This is a genomic window from Deinococcus aestuarii, from assembly GCF_018863415.1.
GTDB classification, from domain to species: Bacteria; Deinococcota; Deinococci; order Deinococcales; family Deinococcaceae; genus Deinococcus; species Deinococcus aestuarii.
Window position 1 is genome coordinate 19,458 of sequence record NZ_JAHKSN010000009.1, and the last position, 15,934, is coordinate 35,391.

Genomic DNA, 15,934 nt, shown 5'->3' on the forward strand with positions numbered 1-15,934 from the left:
TCAGGTCCCCTCTCTGGCGTCGCGCGCCATGATGCGGAATTGCAAGACCGTGAAGATCAGCATGGCGAGCCCGAACATAAAGGACATCGCGGAGGCGCTGGCGAACTGGTTGTTGGTGAAGGCCTCCTCGGTGATGTACTGGATCGCGCTCTGGGTCGTGCGGTTGGGCCCGCCGTTGGTGATCACCAGCGTCTGCCCGAAAAGCTGGAAGCTCGCCAGCACCGTCGTCACGAACACGAAGAGGGTCACCGGCCCGAGCAGCGGCCAGGTGATGAAGCGGAACTTGGGCCACGCGGTCGCCCCGTCGATCTCGGCGGCCTCGTACAGGCTCTGGGAGATGTTGCCCAGCGCGGCGAGGTAGAGCGTCATGTTGAAGCCGATGGTCCACCACAGCGTCCCGACGACAATCGGAACCCAGGCGAGCCCCTCGGTGGAGAGGAAGGGCAGCGGCTGCATCCCCAGCAGATCGGTGCGCACCGCGTTCACGAGCCCGATCTGGTTGTCGAACATCCAGCGCCACAAGATGCCCATCACCGAGACGGTCAGGATGCCCGGCAGGAAAAACACCGCCCGGAAAAAGCTGCGCCCGAAGATGGGCCGGTAGAGCAGCAGCGCGAGCCCCAGCGACACGGCCACCAGCAGCGGCACGCTGACGACCGTGAAAAAGCCCGTGTTCAACATCGAGTTCCAGAAAAACTGCGCCTGCGGGGTGCTGAAGTCAAACAGGTTGCGGTAGTACTCCAGCCCCACGAAGGGCCGCGTCTCGGCCAGGAGGTCCCAGCGGTGCAGGCTGACGAAAAAGCCGTACCCGACCGGATACACCACGAACACCAGAAAGAGCAGCATGAAGGGCAGCAGGTACAGGTACGGCGTCAGCCCGCTGTTCTCGAAGCTGCGCCGCCGCCGGGGCGGAACGTTCTCACGCGGCAGGCTGAGGCTCATGCGCGCCCCCGCTGGGGGCCGGAGGCGAAGGGCGGCCGCGAATGCCGGGGAAGGGGACATTCGCGGCGGGGGGCGCGGCGCGGGGTCGGGGACGTCATCTCGGGCACCTTCTCTTTCTGCGGGGAGGGCGGCGGGCCTCGGGGCGGGGCGGCTCCTGGGGAGGTGAGGAGGTGAAGGGGCGCCGGTCACGGGCGCGTCCACTTCGGACGTGTGGGGCTCGTCCTCCGTTTGCATCCGTGACCGGCGCGGGTGGGTCTGTTCAGTCGGCCTGCCGCTCCGCCCTTACTGGAAGGACTTGCGGGCCTGCGTGATCTGCTTGTTGGCCTCGCTGACCCCGGCGTCCAGGGCGGCCTTCACGCCCTGCTTGCCGCTGTAGGCGTTCGCCCAGGCGTTGTCGAAGGGCGCGAGCACCTGCCCGCCCCAGGGAAAGCCGCTCGTGGCGTAGATGCTGCCGAGCTTTTCGAAGACGCCCGCGATGGGTCGGCCCTCGAACTTCTTGTCGCGCGCCACCACGGGCGACACGGGCAGGCTGCCCGCCTCGGTCCAGGTCAGGTTCTGGGCGGGGGCCGTCATCCAGTTCATGAATTCCAGCGAGGCGCGGCGCTTGTTGGCGTCGTACCCGGCGCGCTGGCGGGGCAGGGTGAGGTGGCTCGATCCCCCCCACGCGGCGTCTTTCTGGCTGCCGATGCGCGGCACAAAGGCCACGCCGAAGTTCATCTTCTGCTGCTCGAAGCGGTCGGTGTACCACTGCCCGCTGGGGAAAAAGCAGACCTTGCCCTGGCTGAAGGCGGCGAGTTCGGCCTCCTCCGTGCTGTTGGCGCGGGCCACGCCGTGCTTTTGTACGAGGTCCACGAGAAACTGCACCGCCTCGACCGCCTGCGGGGTGTTGAAGCTGGCGTTGAGGCTCTTGTCGACCAGCGAGCCGCCGTTTTGCAAGATGGCGGCGTAGGCGAGGCGCGAGCCCACCCAGTTGTTGTACAGGCTCATGCCCCAGGTGCTGAGGTTCGCCTTGTTGAAGCCCGCCTGACCGGCCTTCTTGCCGCTCGTGTCGGTCGTGCACTGCTGGGCGGCGCGCAGGAGTTCGGCGCGCGTGGTGGGCACCTTGGTCACGCCCGACTTCTGCATCAGGTCTTTGTTGTAGAACATCACGTACGCGACCGACGAAATCGGCACCCCGTAGGACTTGCCCTCGTAGTTGGCCGTCTGGAACAGCGGCCCGTAGTAGCGCGACTTGTCGATGCCCGCCGCGCGCATCTCCGCGTCGGTCAGCGGCGAGACGGCCCCGCGCGCGATGAAGTTGGTGATCTGGTCCTCGTTGATCACCACCACGTCGGGCGCCCGGCCCGAGGCGACGAGCGACGGGAGCTGCTGCCAGGTCGTGCCCCACGGCTGCGCCTGCCCGCGCACCTGGATGTTGGGGTGGGCGGCGTTGAACTGCTGGATCAGCCGCTCCATCACGGGCCGGTCGGCGCCGGTGAAGCCGTGCAGGAAGGTGAGCTGGACCTTGGGTCCGGTGTAGGCCGACGGGGTGGAGGACTGGGCCCCGGCCGAACCGAGGGCGAGCAGGGTCAGCAGGGCGAGGCGGCCTGAGGCTGGAATGCGTTTCATGAGACCTCCAGGGTCAGAGAAGCCGCCCCCGAGAGGGGCAGCACGGTGGCGCGGGCTAGACATCGGGCAGGCACGTGGACGCCTGAACGTTTATAGGGGTTTCCTTGCTGGCAGGGTACACCGCCCCCCGAAGGCCGTCAAATGTGCTCTCCCACGCGTTGACACCTGTTCAGGCCGTCTGAGACCGCGTTGCCGGAAGGGGTGGCCGGTCCCCGGCGCCGGGTCCCCCTACCCCGGCCGGGGCGCGCCATGACCTCCATTCCGGGAGAGCGTCCAGGCGCGGTTTTTCCGGGGCGGGTGGTCGGCGGGCGCAGCGGCCCGCGCCGCCTCGGTTCTCACGGCCGTGCCGGTGAGGCACCGGGGTCCATGAACAGTTGTTCAACCCCCTGCGGGCCCGGCCGGGACGAGCAGCCACTCAGGCGCCGGGTTGACTCCGCGTTCCCGGCGCCCTTACTCTCCCGGCTCAGGAAGGGGGAGACGTTATGGGCATGCTGGAGGGCAAGGTCGCCTTCATCACCGGGGGCGCGAGCGGGATCGGGGCGGGGACGGCGCGGCGGTTCGCGCAGGAGGGGGCGCGGGTGATGATCGCCGACGTGCAGGCGGAGGAGGGCGCGCGGGTGTGCGACGAGATCGCCCGCGCGGGTGGGGAGGCCGGGTACGTGGACTGCAACGTGAGCGACCCGGAGGCGGTGCGCGCGGCCGTCGCGGCGACCGTCTCGCGGTTCGGCGGGCTCGACATCGTGTTCGCCAACGCGGGCATCAACGGGGTGTGGGCGCCCATCGACGAACTCCAGCCGGGGGAGTGGGACCGCACCCTCGACATCAACCTGAGGGGCACGTACCTGACGGTGCATTTCGCGGTGCCGCACCTCAAGGCGCGGGGCGGCGGCAGCATCCTGATCACGAGCAGCGTGAACGGCACCCGCACCTTCTCCAGCCCGGGCGCGAGCGCGTACAGCACCTCCAAGGCGGGGCAGGTCGCCTTCATGAAGATGATCGCCCTGGAACTCGGGCGCCACCAGATCCGCTGCAACGCGGTGTGCCCGGGCCTGATCCACACCCACATCGGGGAGCGCACCGAGCAGCGCCACACCGAAGAGATCGGCATCGAGGTCGAGCTGCCGCAGGGGAGCCCGGCGCTGCGGGGGGGTGAGGGCGACCCCGTGGATGTGGCGGACACCTGCCTCTTCCTGGCCTCCGACCTCGGGCGGCACGTCTCGGGCGTGGAGGTCTACGTGGACGGCGGGGCGTCGCTGCTGCGCTGAGGGGCGCTCAGGGCGGGGGCCCGGGGTCCACCTCGGCCCGGTTGCGGCCCCCGTGCTTGGCCGCGTAGAGCAGCTCGTCGGCGCGGCGGAAGAGGGTCTGCGGGTCGTCTCCGGGGCGCCACACGGCGACCCCCAGGCTGAGGGTGACCCGGCCCACCCGGAAGTCGTGGGCCTCCACGGCGGCGCGCAGGCGTTCGGCGGCGCGGGCGGCGGCCACCCGGTCGGCGCCCGGCAGCAGCCAGACGAACTCCTCGCCGCCCCAGCGCGCGAGCACGTCCCCGGCCCGCCCCTCGCGCCGGGCGAGGACGGCGAGGTCGCGCAGCACGCGGTCGCCGACCGGGTGGCCGTGGGTGTCGTTGACCCGCTTGAAGGCGTCGAGGTCGAAGGTGATCAGGCTGAGCGGCCCGGGCTGACGGGAGACCTGCGCGGCGGCGATGTTCAGCGCGTGGTCAAAGGCGCGGCGGTTGAGCAGCCCCGTGAGGTCGTCGACGTGGGCGTGCCGTTCCAGCACGCTGCGCTCCTGCTCCAGCCGCGCCTGGCGCATGTACACCACGGTCAACACCTGGAGCAGCAGGTAAAACGACCCCACCACGAGGGTGTGGAGGACGAGCAGGTTCGTCACCCCGGCGGGAGTCGCCAGCCCCGAGAAGACCGCCTGGAAGCCCGCCGCCGCCTTGAGCCCCAGGCTGAGCACGCAGATCCCCAGGGCGAGCCGCTGCGACCACGGCGACGGGAACACCAGCCACGAGCACACCATCATCACCAGGGGCAGGTAGATGTGGCGGGCCGTCACGAGGTAGGCGGTGTCCTCCACGTTCAGGCCCGGCGGCAGGAGCTGGAAACCCAGCGCGTCGAACGCGAGGGCCATCCCCGTCGCCCCGAAGAACGTGAGGCGGATCACCAGCAGCCGCGAGCGCCGGAACACGAGCATCCCGAGAAAGCCCAGCAGGAATACCAGCCCGAACACCAGATTCAGCCCCGCGCTCAGGGGGTGCGTTCCCCATTCCAGCGCGGCGCGCATCAGCTCCGCCGATCCCACGACGGGCAGGATGCGGCCGATCACGCCTTCGAGCGCGCGGACGTACTCGCCGGTGAAGATGGAGGGGAGGGGGGCAGGGGGTCGCGTCATGGCGTCGGGGCGACGCGCAAGTACGGCGTCTACTTCCCCGTAGTATCATCCCCGCCGGTAACAACACTCTGACTCCGGGCGCCCACGTGGGCCTTCATCCGGACCGCCGCCGGGGGCCCTCCCCTCCCCCCACCCACTCGGCCTGCCCGGCCTCTTCCGGGGGCGGCCCGCCGCCCTCCCGCCGCAGCAGGACGTGCCGGGTGGGCCGCGCGGGGGTGATGCCCGCCTCCCGCAGCGCGGGCACGACGGCCTCCAGCACCTCGTCCTGGGCGAGGATCGCCTCACGGCGCACGGGGGGCTCGATCCAGAACCTCACCTCCAGGTTCACGCCGAGGTCGTCGTAGGTCCGCACGACGACCCGGGGGGCGGGGTCTTCCAGGACGTCCCTCAGCCCGGCGACGGCCTCCAGAATGATCCGCTTGACCGTGGCGAGGTCCTCGTCGAAGCCGACGGTAAGGCCCACGTCGAGCCGCCGCTGCTCGTAGGCGGTGTTCACGACCACCCGGTTGGTGAACAGTTCGCTGTTGGGAATCACGACCTGGCGGTTGTCGTAGGTGCGGATCAAGGTGGCGCGGACCTGAATGTCCTCCACCGTGCCCTCGTGGTCGCCGCTCACGATCTGGTCGCCGATGCGAAAAGGACGGGTGAGGAGAATCAGCAGCCCCGCGAGCAGGTTCTGGAAGATGTCCTTGAAGGCGAACCCGATGGCGATGCCGCTGACGCCCAGCGCCCCGAAAAGCGAGGCCGCGTTGAGTTCGGGGATGATCACCGTCAGGGCCACCAGCCCCCCGAGGGCGAGCACCCCCCACGAGGCGAGCCGCGAGAACACGAGCGCCGTGCCCGGCTGGTGGCCCGCCCGCTCGGTGAGCGAGTGGACGGCCCGGCGGGACAGCCCGGCGGCGAACACGAACAGCACGAAGATCCCGGCCCCGATCACGACATTCGGGATGGCGGTGATCAGGCTCTGGAGCATCCCCTGAAGCCGGGTCCAGGCGGCCTCGATGTTCAGGTTCATGGCTCCACCCTAAGGGTTTTCGGAAGACCGCGGGGGCCGCAGGCTGGAGGGGGGCGAGGCCGGGTATCCTGAGCCTCCCCTAGTTGCGGAGGTCCCCATGTCAGACAGCCCTCTCCCCTCCCCCGCCGACCTCCACCCACGGCGGCGCCTGCCCGTCCTCGACTCCGAGATCGCCTTCGTGGACACGGGCGGCGACGGTCCTCCGGTCGTCTTCTTGCACGGCAACCCGACCTCCTCGTATCTGTGGCGCAACGTGATCTCCGAGGTCGGGCCGCTCGGGCGCTGCCTCGCCCCCGACCTGATCGGGATGGGGGGGTCGGGGAGGGCGCCGGACGGGAGTTCTACGCTGGCCGACCACGCCCGGTACCTCGACGCGTGGTTCGGGGCGCTCGACCTGCGCGGGGTCACGCTCGTGCTCCACGACTGGGGCGGGGCGCTGGGCTTTCACTGGGCGCGGCGGCACCCGGAGCGGGTGGCCCGGCTCGCGTACATGGAGACCATCGTGATGCCCCTGGGCTGGGAGGACTGGGACCCGGGCGGGCGGGGCATCTTCCGGGCGATGCGCGGCCCCGGCGGGGAGGAGCTGATCCTCGGGAAAAACGTCTTCGTCGAGCGGATTCTGCCCGCGTCGGTGATCCGCCCGCTCGGCGAGGAGGAGATGGAGGCCTACCGCGCCCCCTTCCGTGAACCCGGCGAGGGGCGGCGGCCCATGCTCACCTTTCCCCGGCAACTGCCCATCGAGGGCGTGCCCGCGGACGTGGTGGCCCTCGTGGAGGAATACGGCGCGTGGTTGAGCGCGAGCCCGCTGCCCAAACTCTTCGTCAACGCCGAGCCCGGTTCCATCCTCGTCGGGCGCCAGCGCGAGTTCTGCCGCGCGTGGCCGAATCAGAGGGAAGTGACGGTGGCGGGGCGTCACTTCCTTCAGGAGGATTCCCCGCGTGAGATCGGACGGGCGGTGGCGGCGTTCATCCGGGAGACGCCGCCGGGGTGAGGGAGGAGAGGCGAGGTCTCCTCGCCCCCTTACCCGCCCAGCGCCCGCCCCGCCGCCTCCAACAGGGCCGCCGCGTGGGCCGTCCGTCCGGGTCTCCGCTTGACGGCGAGCCGGGCGGCCTTGCGTAGGCAGGCCAGCGCCTCGTAGAAGGGCAGGTTGCCTCCGGCGGCGGGGATGGCCTCCAGATAGCGGCGTGCGAAGGCCCGCGCCTCCTGCGACACCGTTCCGGCGAGGGCGGGCTCGCGGGCGGCGAGGTGTCGCAGGGACCCCAGGAAACGCCCGGCGTCCTGGGCGGGGTCCCCGACCCCCCAGGAGTCCCAGTCGATCACGGTAGCCCGGGTGGGCGTCAGGAAGACATGCGAGACGACGAAATCCCCGTGGATCAGGTGGGGAGTCGGCGGCCACCCGGGTCGCGCCGACTCCAGGCGAAGGAGGAGCCGCCTGCCCGTTTCCCCGAGGGGAGGGGCGGCCTCACCCAGCGTCCCGGCCCAGCGCCGCGCCTGGGGGAGGGGGTCGCGCATCCGGTAGACGGGGGGAAGGGGCAGCGCCGAGCCGTGGAGCGCCGCGAGCCACTCCGCCGCCCTCTCCCCCACCCCGGACTCGCCCCGGCGCAGGAGGTCGCGGGCGGGCGTGCCGGGGGCCTCCTCCGTGACCAGCAGGCGCCATCTGGGCACGTAGAGCAGGGGTGCCGGGACGCCCAGCGCCCCCTCCAGTCCGCCCCGGCGCAGGGCGGCGAGGGTGCGGGCCACGTCGGGACGCTCCCGGGCGTAGACCTTGGCGATCAGGGGCCGCGCCTCACCCCCCGCGCAGGCGGCGAGACGCAGGGTCCAGCGGCTCCCGGCATGCTCGCGCAGCGGGGTGACCTCCCGCACCCGCAGGGGATGGGGTCCGGGCAGCAGGGGCGCCAGCAGACCCGTGGCCCCCGCCGGGTGGGCGAGGCGGCGCACCAGGGGCGGGGCCGCCTCCCAGCCCGGGGACCACCCGGGCGGCAGGCTCACCCCCTCACCCGGCGGGGGCGGCGTTCAGGCGTCTCCGGAGCCAGAGGGCGGCTCCCCGGAAGGCTGGCCGCCCTGCCGACCGGAACCGCCCGGTCGGCCCCCGCGACCCTGGCTGCCCTGACCAGTCTGGCCGCCCGGGCTGGCCGCTTCTCCCTGACGGCCCTGGGTGCTCTGCCCTCCGCTCGTGGATTCCACGCCGGGGGTGATTTCCAGGCGCTCCTCGGGCTGGGGCGTCTCCCAGCGCAGGTCGAGTTTCAGAACGCTCTGGTCGCCCTCCTCCCCGGCCTCCAGCCTCAGCTCGGCGCGCTCCCCGACGCGCAGGGCGGCGAGTTCCTGGCCCCGGCGGATGGTGACGCCGCCCGCGTGCAGGGCCTGGGCCAGCGTCTCCAGGTAGGTGGCGGCCTCCCCGACCTCCAGGGTGGCGCGGGCACGGACCATCCGGCCTCCGCCTTCCTCGCGTTCGCTGCGTTCCTTGGGACTGCGGTGATGGGACATGATTTCACGCTCCTTGTGCAAAACGAGGGCTCAGCCCTCCCACGCCCGCGACCCTCCGCCCGCCCGGTGGCGGACGAGGAGGCCGAGCAGGTGGGCGTCGAGCGGCGCGGGCCGGTCGAGGTCCCGGAACCACGCCGCCAGCTCGCGCACGGCCCCGGGCCCGTCGCCTGGGGGGGCATGGCCCCGGGAGAGCCGCGCCACCCCGTCGGCGATCCCGCGCAACGCCGCCCGCTTGAGCCGCGCGCGGGTGTGGGGCGGGAGGGGCGGCGCCCCCAGGGTGAGGTCCGGCGGCTCGGGCGCACGCACCGCGACGACCCTCCCGCCCCGGCCCCCCTCCCGCAGGCCCGCCGCCGAGCCGCCCACGCCGTTCCAGAGGTCCTCGAGCACGTGAATCGAGCGCGGCCGCAGGAAACAGACTTCCCCGGCGCGCAGCGTTCCCCCCACCTCCCAGCCGGGGGGCGGGGGCCACGAGGGGGCGAGCCCCAGGGCCGCGGGCGGGGCCACGTCGAGTTCGGCGAGAAAACCGCGCTTGGCCGCCCCGTGGGGGTCGGCGTGCCGCCGCCGCAAGACGAGGTAGTGACCGCGCACGGACCGGCCCGGGTACAGGCGGTGCAGGCAGTCCTGAATGCTGCCGTGAATGCCCACGTCCACGAGCGTGAGGGGACGGTCCCCCCCCGCCCCGCGCCCGTGCAGGTAGCGGTCGAGGAGCCGGGCCTGGGCCGCGTCCGTGGCGGCGGCCTGCGCGAGCGGGCGGGAGACGTAGGCGAGGGCCACCCGGCGCGGGTGGAGGCCGGGGAAGCGCCGGGGCAAGGCCCGCAGCAGCGTCTGGGCCGCCACGAAGGGCGCGATCCCGTCCCGCCCCAGGCAGAGGACCACCCCGCGCGTCTCCCCGCCGAGGTCGTCCAGCCACCCGCTGGCGAAGGCGGCGAGCGCCGGGGCATAGCGGTCGCGGCTCACCTCGTAGAGCCGCCGCACACACCTCTCGCCGAGTTCCTGCATCCGCCACTCTCCCGAGGTCTCAACCTGACCGCAAGCTGACAGGACCAGCGTACCCCGTCCCGGAAGCGAGGAGGTCCACCTCCGATGGGAGGCGCCTCTAGCCGACGTGAAGCCCGTGTGAAGGAGCCGCGGGGAAAACCGCAACCGCTTCCGGGCAAACACTCCCTTCGGGGAAGAGCCACAAGGGCAGGCGGGCGAGCGGAGTCGGCAGATGGGAGCGGTGGCCCTGCCCGGACCGGACGGCGCGGGCCACGGCCACTCCGCACCTTTTCTTCGAGGGAGAGAGGGCGGTCACGGGCGAGGGCGAGTCGAAGCTCGACGTTCACGGTCGTCCTTCCTTCGGGCGGGGCCTCCCACCCCGTGGAGTGCGGCGCGGGGTCTCCCCCGCTCGGGAACCCCGCGCCGCAGTCCGGGGCTCACTCCTGAGCTCGGCCCTCCTCCCGGACGGGCAGCGCCACGTCGCAGAAGGGGTCACCCTCCCCCACCGCGCTCTGCGGCACGAAGTAGACCTCTCGCGGGGAGGCGGCCCCACACCAGCCCTGCGCCCGGGCGTGCTCGAACACCGCGTCGTACGCCTCCAGAATGCCGGGGAACTCGCACTGGGCCTTCGTGAGCGTGGTGTAGACCTCGCGGTGGGCGGGCTCCAGGCGGATGCGCAAGTCGCCCTGCGGCTCAAAGGGGCCCTCGAAGGGAACGCAGACCTCGACGGGGCCGTCGTTCTCCTCATCCACGCGGCCGTGGTAGAGGACAAGGGAGCGCTCGCCCGCCCACAGTCCGGAGGCGGCCAGCGCCCCAGACAGGTCGCGGCAGGCCGCGTCGAGAAAGGCGGGCAACTCGCCCACGAGGAGGGAGCGCTGACGGGTCAGGACCTTCTGCTCGGGGACTTCGCGGGTGTGGACCTCGTACATGGTGTCTCCCTTCCCGGAGAGAAACGTCTCCAGGTAATGAACGAGCCGCCGCCGGGTGGCCGCCTCGCGCTCCACCTCGCGCCAGTACGCCCCGATCACCCGCGCCGCCTCGGGGCCCGGTAGGTCGAGCACGCCCGCGACGCGCGTCAGCGGCATGTCGAGCTGGCGCAGCAGGGCGATCAACCGGGCGCGCGGAAGCTGGGCGGTCGCGTAGAAGCGGTAGCCGCTCGCGGGGTCGGTATGGTCGGGCGCAAGCAGCCCCAGCGCGTCGTACAGCCGCAGCGCCTTGAGGCTCAGGCGGGCCTCCCGGGCAAAGGCCCCGATGGAGAGCCGTCCGGTCGTCGGCACCTCGTTCATGGCCCAAGTGTCGGGTCTGCCCCTTGGGGAGAGTCAAGGCCGGGAGGGTCGGGCGGGGCGTACGTGGACCGCCTCTCGTTTCGGGCGGGGCCGGGGAGGCATGATGGGGGACGGACTCGCCCGCACGGGCAGCCCCAGACAGGACTCCATGACCCAGACCCAGGACCCATCCCAGCCCCGCCCCGCCGACCAGACCTCCGAATCCAGCTCCGAGTCGTCCCAGACCTCCCGCCGTCGCCGCCGTGGCGGGCGGGGGCGCGGCACCCCGGAGCAGGGCGGGGGGTCGGTCCCCGCCCCCGCCCGCCAGGACGGGGAGCACGCGCCCGACCGGGGCGACACCGAGCCCACCTGGCAGGCGCTGCTCGGCGGGCGAACCCCCACCCCCGTGCAGGCACAGGCGATCCCGGTGCTGCTCGGGGGACGGGACGTGATCACCACGGCGCGGACCGGCAGCGGTAAGACGCTGGCCTTTTTGATTCCCGCCGCCGCGCGGCACATCGGCACGTCCCCCACGCGCGGGTTGAGACCCGAGGTGCTGGTGATCACGCCCACCCGCGAACTCGCCGTGCAGATCCGGGACGTGGCGCGCGAACTCGGGATGCCCGCCGGGCGCATCACCGGGGGCATCACCCCGGCGGCGACCCGCGCCGAGGCGAGCGGCAAGGGGCTGATCGTGGGTACCCCGGGCCGCCTCAAGGACCTGATCACCCGGGGCGAACTCGCCCTTTCCGGGCTGCGGTACGTCGTGCTCGACGAGGCCGACGAGCTGCTGTCGCTGGGCTTTCTCAAGGACGTGGGCGACATCCTGAAAGCCGCGCAGTCGGCGGTGGGGGGGCGGACCCTCCAGCTCGCGATGGCCTCGGCGACCTTTCCGGCGGCGATCCGGGAGGTGGCCGAGCGCTTCATGCACGGGCCCGCCCACATCGACGTGGCGCCCGCGCGTCCGGCCGGGGACGTGCAGCGCAGCGGCGACGTGCTCGGCGGGGCGACCGGGGCCACCCACCTCCTGATCCACACGACGCGGGCCGACCTCCTCGAAGTCGCGGCGCGGCGCACCCGCGAGGCCCTGCGCGAGCCCGGCGGCTGCGTGGTGATCTTTTGCCGCACCAAGGCCCTCGTCAAACGCCGCGCCGAGCGGCTCTCGGACCTCCTGCCCGGCGAGATCGTCAGCCCCCTCCAGGGCAACATGGACCAGAAAAAGCGCGAGCACACCATGAAAGAGCTGCGGGAGGGCAAGTCGCGCGTCCTCGTCGCCACCGACATCGCCGGGCGCGGCATCGACCTCCCCGAGGTCCGGCTGGTCTTGCACCTCGACGTGGCCTCCACCTCGGAAGACCACGTTCACCGCTCGGGCCGCACCGCCCGCGCCGGGAGACCGGGGGTCAACCTCGTCATGCTCATCCCCGAGCAGCGCGGCCTGTGGCAGAGCGTCCGCCGGGGTCTGCCCTCCGCCCTCCAGCCTCCCCTCACCCCCGAGGAGGGCGTGATCGACCGCGACATTCAGGAAAAGCAGGGCCGCGGCTCGGGCAACGGGGTGGAGGACCGGGGTCAGGGGCGCGGCGGCGCCGGGCGGAACACGGCGGGCAATGGGCGGCAGGGCCAGGGCGGCACTCCTCCCCGGCAGGAGGGTCAGGCCCAACGTCAGCAGGACCGGCCACCCAGGACTCAGCGTGAGACCTCGCAACCCACCGGAGTCGGCGGGGGCCGTGTCGGGCCGCAGCGTCCCCGGGGGCGCGGCGGGCGGCGGTAGGACCGGGGACCGCCTTTACCCGATTCTCAGCCCCACGCGCGCCCACTTCCCGACACTTGGCCCATGTCCTACGTCGTGATGGTCACGCGCCCCGCCGAGACGCCGCAGAGCCCCCGCCACCGCTTCCGCATGACCGACGAGCACGGCCAGCCCCGCACCTTCGCCGGGCGCGCGGAGGCCGAGCGGGCGATGACCGAGCACCTCGCCCGCTTCCCCGCCGACGAGGCGACGGTGGTCCCCGCCGGGGAGGCGGGGGCACGCTGAGCCCGGCCCCGGTCGCAGGGAGACCCGGCGCACGTGGCGCCCACGCGGTGACGTGGCGGGCCCTGCGGGCGTCCGGGAGGGCCCGGCCGTCACCGGTGCCGGGCATCTTGTAGGAAAGTTGTGATCAGCTTTCCGTCACACTGCGCCGCATGACCGACCCCATCACCCAGGCCCAGGCGGACGCCGAGCAGGTCCGCCTCGTGCGGGAGGCGCTGGCCCTGCGCCGGGAAAGCCCCACCCGGGGGGGAGCGCCCCTGGTGCTGCGCTCCTTCCCCGGTGGACCCCGCCCCACCCTCGCGGAGGCGGGCGAGCGGCCCCAGTGGACCCCGCCGCCCGTCACCCACCCCACGCCCCCGGAACTCAGGGTTCTCTACCGCCGCCCCCGCCGGGCCGGGGGAGCCCGCGAGGACGCCAAACCGGCACTCCGCTGATTCCGGGCACAGACGGGCGCGGGAGGAGCCTCCGACCCGACCTGCCGCCCTTACCGAGTCGCCCCGGGAAGGGCGGCCGCACGCCTGGGAACGGGGTCACGCGACCTCCCAGGCCCTCACCGCCCCCGACCTGGGATGAGGCCCGGCCCGGCGGTTACGTCCCCTCCCCCTCCAGCAGGCGCAGGAAGGCGGCGACGACCTCCGGGTCGAACTGGCGCCCGGCCTGGGTCCGGAGTTCCTCCAGGGCCTCCCCGGGCGTCCAGGCCCGCTTGTAGGGCCGCTCGCTCGTCAGGGCGTCATACACGTCCACGACGGCGAAGATTCGCGCGAGGAGGGGAATCTCCCGGTGACCCAGCCCGTGCGGGTAGCCTGAGCCGTCCCAGCGTTCGTGGTGGGCGCGGATCAGGTCGAGGGCCGGGGCGGGGATGAATCCCAGCGCGGCGGCGAAGCGTTCGCCCTCCTGGGGATGCGCGCGCATCGCCTCCCACTCGGCCGCGTCGAGGGGACCGGGCTTGAGCAACACCGTGTCGGAGACCTTGAGCTTGCCCATGTCGTGGAGGTACGCCCCCAGCCGCAGCGCCTCCAGAGCCGGACGGTCCAGGCCCAGCGCCTCGCCGAGCCGGGCGGACCAGGCCGTCACCCGGTCGGTGTGGCCCTTGGTCTCGCGGTCGCGGGCCTCCAGCGCCAGGCCCAGGGCGCGCACCGCCGCCTCGCGCGCCCGGGCGGTGGCCTCCTCGGCGCGTTTCTGATCCTCGATGTCGGTGCAGGTGCCCACCCAGGCGACGTTGCGGCCCGCGTCGTCCGCCACACGCACCCCCCGCACCAGAAACCAGCGGTAGGTCCCGTCCAGGCGGCGCAGGCGGTACTCGATCTCGTAGTTCTGCGCGCGCTCGACGGCACTTTTCCAGACGGCCAGGGTCCTCGCCTCGTCGTCGGGGTGCAGCGCCTCCTCGAAGCCGAAGCCGCGCGTGCCCCCCACCACCCCGGTGTACTCGGCCCAGGCACGGTTCACGTGCTCCCAACTTCCCGCCGCGTTCGCCGTCCAGAGCATGACGGGCATGGCGTCGAGCAGGTGCCGGTACCCGTCTTCCGGCTGGAGCGGCAGGACATAGGCAGCGCGGCGGGCATCCGGACACATGAGCACCAGAGTAGAAGAAGCGCCGCCTGGCCCCCATCCCTTACCCCCGAAGGTTGTCGAGGCGTTAAGGAGGAGGTTGACTCCCCCTCAGCGCCCCCGGAGCCCGGCGCGCCGCCGCTTGTCCCCGTACATCCGCTCGTCGGCGAGGCGCAGGGCCGCCCCCGGGTCGCGCGCCTCCCCCGGCCAGAGGGCCACCCCGAAGGAGGCGCCCACCTCGCGGAAGCCCGCCGCCCGCGCCGCCGCCACCGCCGCGTCCACCCCCTCCAGCACGTCGGCGTGGGCACACCCGGCGTCCTCCACGCCCTCCAGCACGAGCACGAATTCGTCGCCGCCGAGGCGGTACAACGCCCCGCCGGGGGGCAGCGCCGCCGCCAGCGCCCCCGCGAACAGCCGCAGCAGCACGTCGCCCCGGGCGTGCCCCTCGCGGTCGTTGACCCCCTTGAAGCCGTCGAGGTCGAGCACCGCCAGGGCGCGCGGCGCGGCCCCCGTCTCCAGCGCGGCGTCGAGGGCGCGGCGGTTGCCCAGCCCGGTCAGGGGGTCGCGCCGGGCCTCCCGCAGCATCCGCCCCTCGCGCTCCTGACGCAGCAGCGCCCCGGCGACCGTGCGCGAGGCGACCCCGAAGAGGTCCCGGTCCGCCTGACTCCAGGGCCGCGCCGTCAGGCGGGCCGCCGCGAGCAGATAACGGGTCCCGCCCAGCGAGCCCAGGGGGGCGAGCACCGCCCCGCCGCCTCCCTCCAGCCCCGGCCCCCGGCGGGCGAGGGCCCCGTGTGGCGCCTGGGAGACCCGTGAACCCCCTTCGAGAAAGAGGGGGGCCTCCCAGGTCGCGGCGCGGCCGAGCAGGGTCCTCACGGCCGTCCTGAGGGCCTGCGGGAGGGGGGAGGGCTCCCCCTCGGCTCCGGGGGGCGGCCAGGCCGTCTCCACACCCAGGTCGCCGCCTTCGTCCCGCACCAGCCCCACCCAGTCGAGCGGACACACGCGGGCGAGGAGCGGGGCGGCGGAATTCACCAGGGCCCCCGGGTCGAGGTCGAGGTCGGCGAGGGCCGAGACGGCGGCCAGGGTCTCGGCGTGGTGGGTGGCGCGGCGCAACTCGTCCACGAGCCGCTGGCGGGTGACGGCCTCCCGTTCGGCCTCCAGGCGGGCGCGGCGCAGCTCCAGTTCGTCCACGGCGAGCGCGGCGAGGTTGACCAGGGCCTCGCGCTCGACGGCCGTGACCTCGGCGCGCGGCGCGTGGTCGAGGACGCACAGGGTCCCGACGTTGTGCCCGTCGGGCGTCCGGAGGGGGGCCCCGGCGTAGAAGCGGAAGCCGCCCGCCCCGGTCACGAGCGGATGATCCGCGAAGCGCGGGTCGCGCGTGAGGTCGAGCGAGACGAGGACCCCGCTTTGCTCGATGGTGCGGGTGCAAAAGGAGAGGTGGCGGTCCAGCCGCCGCAGGTCCACCCCGACGCACGCCTGGCTCCACGAGCTGTCCGCCGTCAGGATGTTCACGAGCGCGATGGGCACCCGGAAAAACTGCGCGGCGAGCTGAGCCAGCCGCCCGAAGGCGGTCTCAGGCAGGGAATCGAGGATGGCGTACCGCGCGACCGCCTCCAGACGCGCGAGTTCATCGACAGGCAGCGACGCGACCATGTGAAACCAGGGTAAGCC

General features: G+C 72.9%; 15 protein-coding genes. 5 read left to right on the forward strand and 10 right to left on the reverse strand.

Features of this window, described 5'->3' with window-relative positions:
- A complete protein-coding gene (locus IC605_RS12300; RefSeq protein ID WP_216324205.1) occupies positions 1 to 942 on the reverse strand; it encodes a carbohydrate ABC transporter permease in 942 nt (313 codons plus the stop codon).
- A gap of 282 nt (positions 943 to 1,224) precedes the next feature.
- A complete protein-coding gene (locus IC605_RS12305; protein WP_216324208.1) occupies positions 1,225 to 2,550 on the reverse strand; it encodes an ABC transporter substrate-binding protein in 1,326 nt (441 codons plus the stop codon).
- A 482-nt stretch (positions 2,551 to 3,032) separates the two neighbouring features.
- Here IC605_RS12305 and IC605_RS12310 point away from each other — a divergent pair, with 482 nt between their 5' ends.
- Complete coding sequence (locus IC605_RS12310) at positions 3,033 to 3,815, forward strand: SDR family oxidoreductase (RefSeq protein ID WP_216324211.1); 783 nt, start codon at positions 3,033 to 3,035, stop codon at positions 3,813 to 3,815.
- A gap of 7 nt (positions 3,816 to 3,822) precedes the next feature.
- Here IC605_RS12310 and IC605_RS12315 read toward each other — a convergent pair whose 3' ends face one another.
- Both IC605_RS12315 and IC605_RS12320 read right to left on the reverse strand, forming a co-directional pair.
- On the reverse strand, positions 3,823 to 4,944 hold the full coding sequence (locus IC605_RS12315; RefSeq protein ID WP_216324214.1) for a GGDEF domain-containing protein: 1,122 nt from the start codon (positions 4,942 to 4,944) through the stop codon (positions 3,823 to 3,825).
- A 94-nt stretch (positions 4,945 to 5,038) separates the two neighbouring features.
- Entirely contained in the window at positions 5,039 to 5,959 is a 921-nt protein-coding gene (locus tag IC605_RS12320) for a mechanosensitive ion channel family protein (protein ID WP_216324217.1), read from the reverse strand.
- Positions 5,960 to 6,056: 97 nt separating this feature from the next.
- Between IC605_RS12320 and IC605_RS12325 the strand changes: the two genes are divergently transcribed.
- A complete protein-coding gene (locus tag IC605_RS12325; protein ID WP_216324220.1) occupies positions 6,057 to 6,950 on the forward strand; it encodes a haloalkane dehalogenase in 894 nt (297 codons plus the stop codon).
- A gap of 29 nt (positions 6,951 to 6,979) precedes the next feature.
- Here the strand turns inward: IC605_RS12325 and IC605_RS12330 are convergent, their stop codons facing one another.
- The 4 genes from IC605_RS12330 to IC605_RS12345 form a co-directional block, all read right to left on the reverse strand.
- Positions 6,980 to 7,948 (reverse strand): phosphotransferase family protein, encoded by a 969-nt coding sequence (locus IC605_RS12330; protein WP_216324223.1) that lies wholly within the window; start codon positions 7,946 to 7,948, stop codon positions 6,980 to 6,982.
- Positions 7,949 to 7,972: 24 nt separating this feature from the next.
- On the reverse strand, positions 7,973 to 8,443 hold the full coding sequence (locus tag IC605_RS12335; protein ID WP_216324226.1) for an amphi-Trp domain-containing protein: 471 nt from the start codon (positions 8,441 to 8,443) through the stop codon (positions 7,973 to 7,975).
- A 30-nt stretch (positions 8,444 to 8,473) separates the two neighbouring features.
- On the reverse strand, positions 8,474 to 9,442 hold the full coding sequence (locus IC605_RS12340; RefSeq protein WP_216324229.1) for a hypothetical protein: 969 nt from the start codon (positions 9,440 to 9,442) through the stop codon (positions 8,474 to 8,476).
- Between the two features lie 416 nt (positions 9,443 to 9,858).
- Entirely contained in the window at positions 9,859 to 10,707 is an 849-nt protein-coding gene (locus IC605_RS12345; RefSeq protein ID WP_216324233.1) for a MerR family transcriptional regulator, read from the reverse strand.
- A gap of 100 nt (positions 10,708 to 10,807) precedes the next feature.
- Between IC605_RS12345 and IC605_RS12350 the strand changes: the two genes are divergently transcribed.
- The 3 genes from IC605_RS12350 to IC605_RS12360 all read left to right on the forward strand — a co-directional run bounded on the left by IC605_RS12350 (position 10,808) and on the right by IC605_RS12360 (position 13,152).
- On the forward strand, positions 10,808 to 12,457 hold the full coding sequence (locus tag IC605_RS12350; RefSeq protein ID WP_246580776.1) for a DEAD/DEAH box helicase: 1,650 nt from the start codon (positions 10,808 to 10,810) through the stop codon (positions 12,455 to 12,457).
- 63 nt (positions 12,458 to 12,520) lie between these two features.
- Positions 12,521 to 12,721 (forward strand): hypothetical protein, encoded by a 201-nt coding sequence (locus IC605_RS12355; protein WP_216324236.1) that lies wholly within the window; start codon positions 12,521 to 12,523, stop codon positions 12,719 to 12,721.
- 149 nt (positions 12,722 to 12,870) lie between these two features.
- Entirely contained in the window at positions 12,871 to 13,152 is a 282-nt protein-coding gene (locus tag IC605_RS12360; RefSeq protein ID WP_216324240.1) for a hypothetical protein, read from the forward strand.
- Between the two features lie 154 nt (positions 13,153 to 13,306).
- Here IC605_RS12360 and IC605_RS12365 read toward each other — a convergent pair whose 3' ends face one another.
- Together IC605_RS12365 and IC605_RS25120 are read right to left on the reverse strand one after the other, a co-directional pair.
- Positions 13,307 to 14,290, reverse strand: coding sequence for an HD domain-containing phosphohydrolase (locus IC605_RS12365; RefSeq protein ID WP_216324243.1), 984 nt, complete (start codon positions 14,288 to 14,290; stop codon positions 13,307 to 13,309).
- An 87-nt stretch (positions 14,291 to 14,377) separates the two neighbouring features.
- Complete coding sequence (locus IC605_RS25120; protein ID WP_216324248.1) at positions 14,378 to 15,916, reverse strand: sensor domain-containing diguanylate cyclase; 1,539 nt, start codon at positions 15,914 to 15,916, stop codon at positions 14,378 to 14,380.
- Positions 15,917 to 15,934: the final 18 nt, after the last annotated feature.

Coding starts and splice junctions, on each gene's coding strand:
- IC605_RS12300 (WP_216324205.1), bottom strand. CDS start 942: ATGAGCCTCAGCCTGCCGCGTGAGAACGTTCCGCCCCGGCGGCGGCGC.
- IC605_RS12305 (WP_216324208.1), bottom strand. CDS start 2,550: ATGAAACGCATTCCAGCCTCAGGCCGCCTCGCCCTGCTGACCCTGCTC.
- IC605_RS12310 (WP_216324211.1), top strand. CDS start 3,033: ATGGGCATGCTGGAGGGCAAGGTCGCCTTCATCACCGGGGGCGCGAGC.
- IC605_RS12315 (WP_216324214.1), bottom strand. CDS start 4,944: ATGACGCGACCCCCTGCCCCCCTCCCCTCCATCTTCACCGGCGAGTAC.
- IC605_RS12320 (WP_216324217.1), bottom strand. CDS start 5,959: ATGAACCTGAACATCGAGGCCGCCTGGACCCGGCTTCAGGGGATGCTC.
- IC605_RS12325 (WP_216324220.1), top strand. CDS start 6,057: ATGTCAGACAGCCCTCTCCCCTCCCCCGCCGACCTCCACCCACGGCGG.
- IC605_RS12335 (WP_216324226.1), bottom strand. CDS start 8,443: ATGTCCCATCACCGCAGTCCCAAGGAACGCAGCGAACGCGAGGAAGGC.
- IC605_RS12340 (WP_216324229.1), bottom strand. CDS start 9,442: ATGCAGGAACTCGGCGAGAGGTGTGTGCGGCGGCTCTACGAGGTGAGC.
- IC605_RS12345 (WP_216324233.1), bottom strand. CDS start 10,707: ATGAACGAGGTGCCGACGACCGGACGGCTCTCCATCGGGGCCTTTGCC.
- IC605_RS12350 (WP_246580776.1), top strand. CDS start 10,808: ATGATGGGGGACGGACTCGCCCGCACGGGCAGCCCCAGACAGGACTCC.
- IC605_RS12355 (WP_216324236.1), top strand. CDS start 12,521: ATGTCCTACGTCGTGATGGTCACGCGCCCCGCCGAGACGCCGCAGAGC.
- IC605_RS12360 (WP_216324240.1), top strand. CDS start 12,871: ATGACCGACCCCATCACCCAGGCCCAGGCGGACGCCGAGCAGGTCCGC.
- IC605_RS12365 (WP_216324243.1), bottom strand. CDS start 14,290: ATGTGTCCGGATGCCCGCCGCGCTGCCTATGTCCTGCCGCTCCAGCCG.
- IC605_RS25120 (WP_216324248.1), bottom strand. CDS start 15,916: ATGGTCGCGTCGCTGCCTGTCGATGAACTCGCGCGTCTGGAGGCGGTC.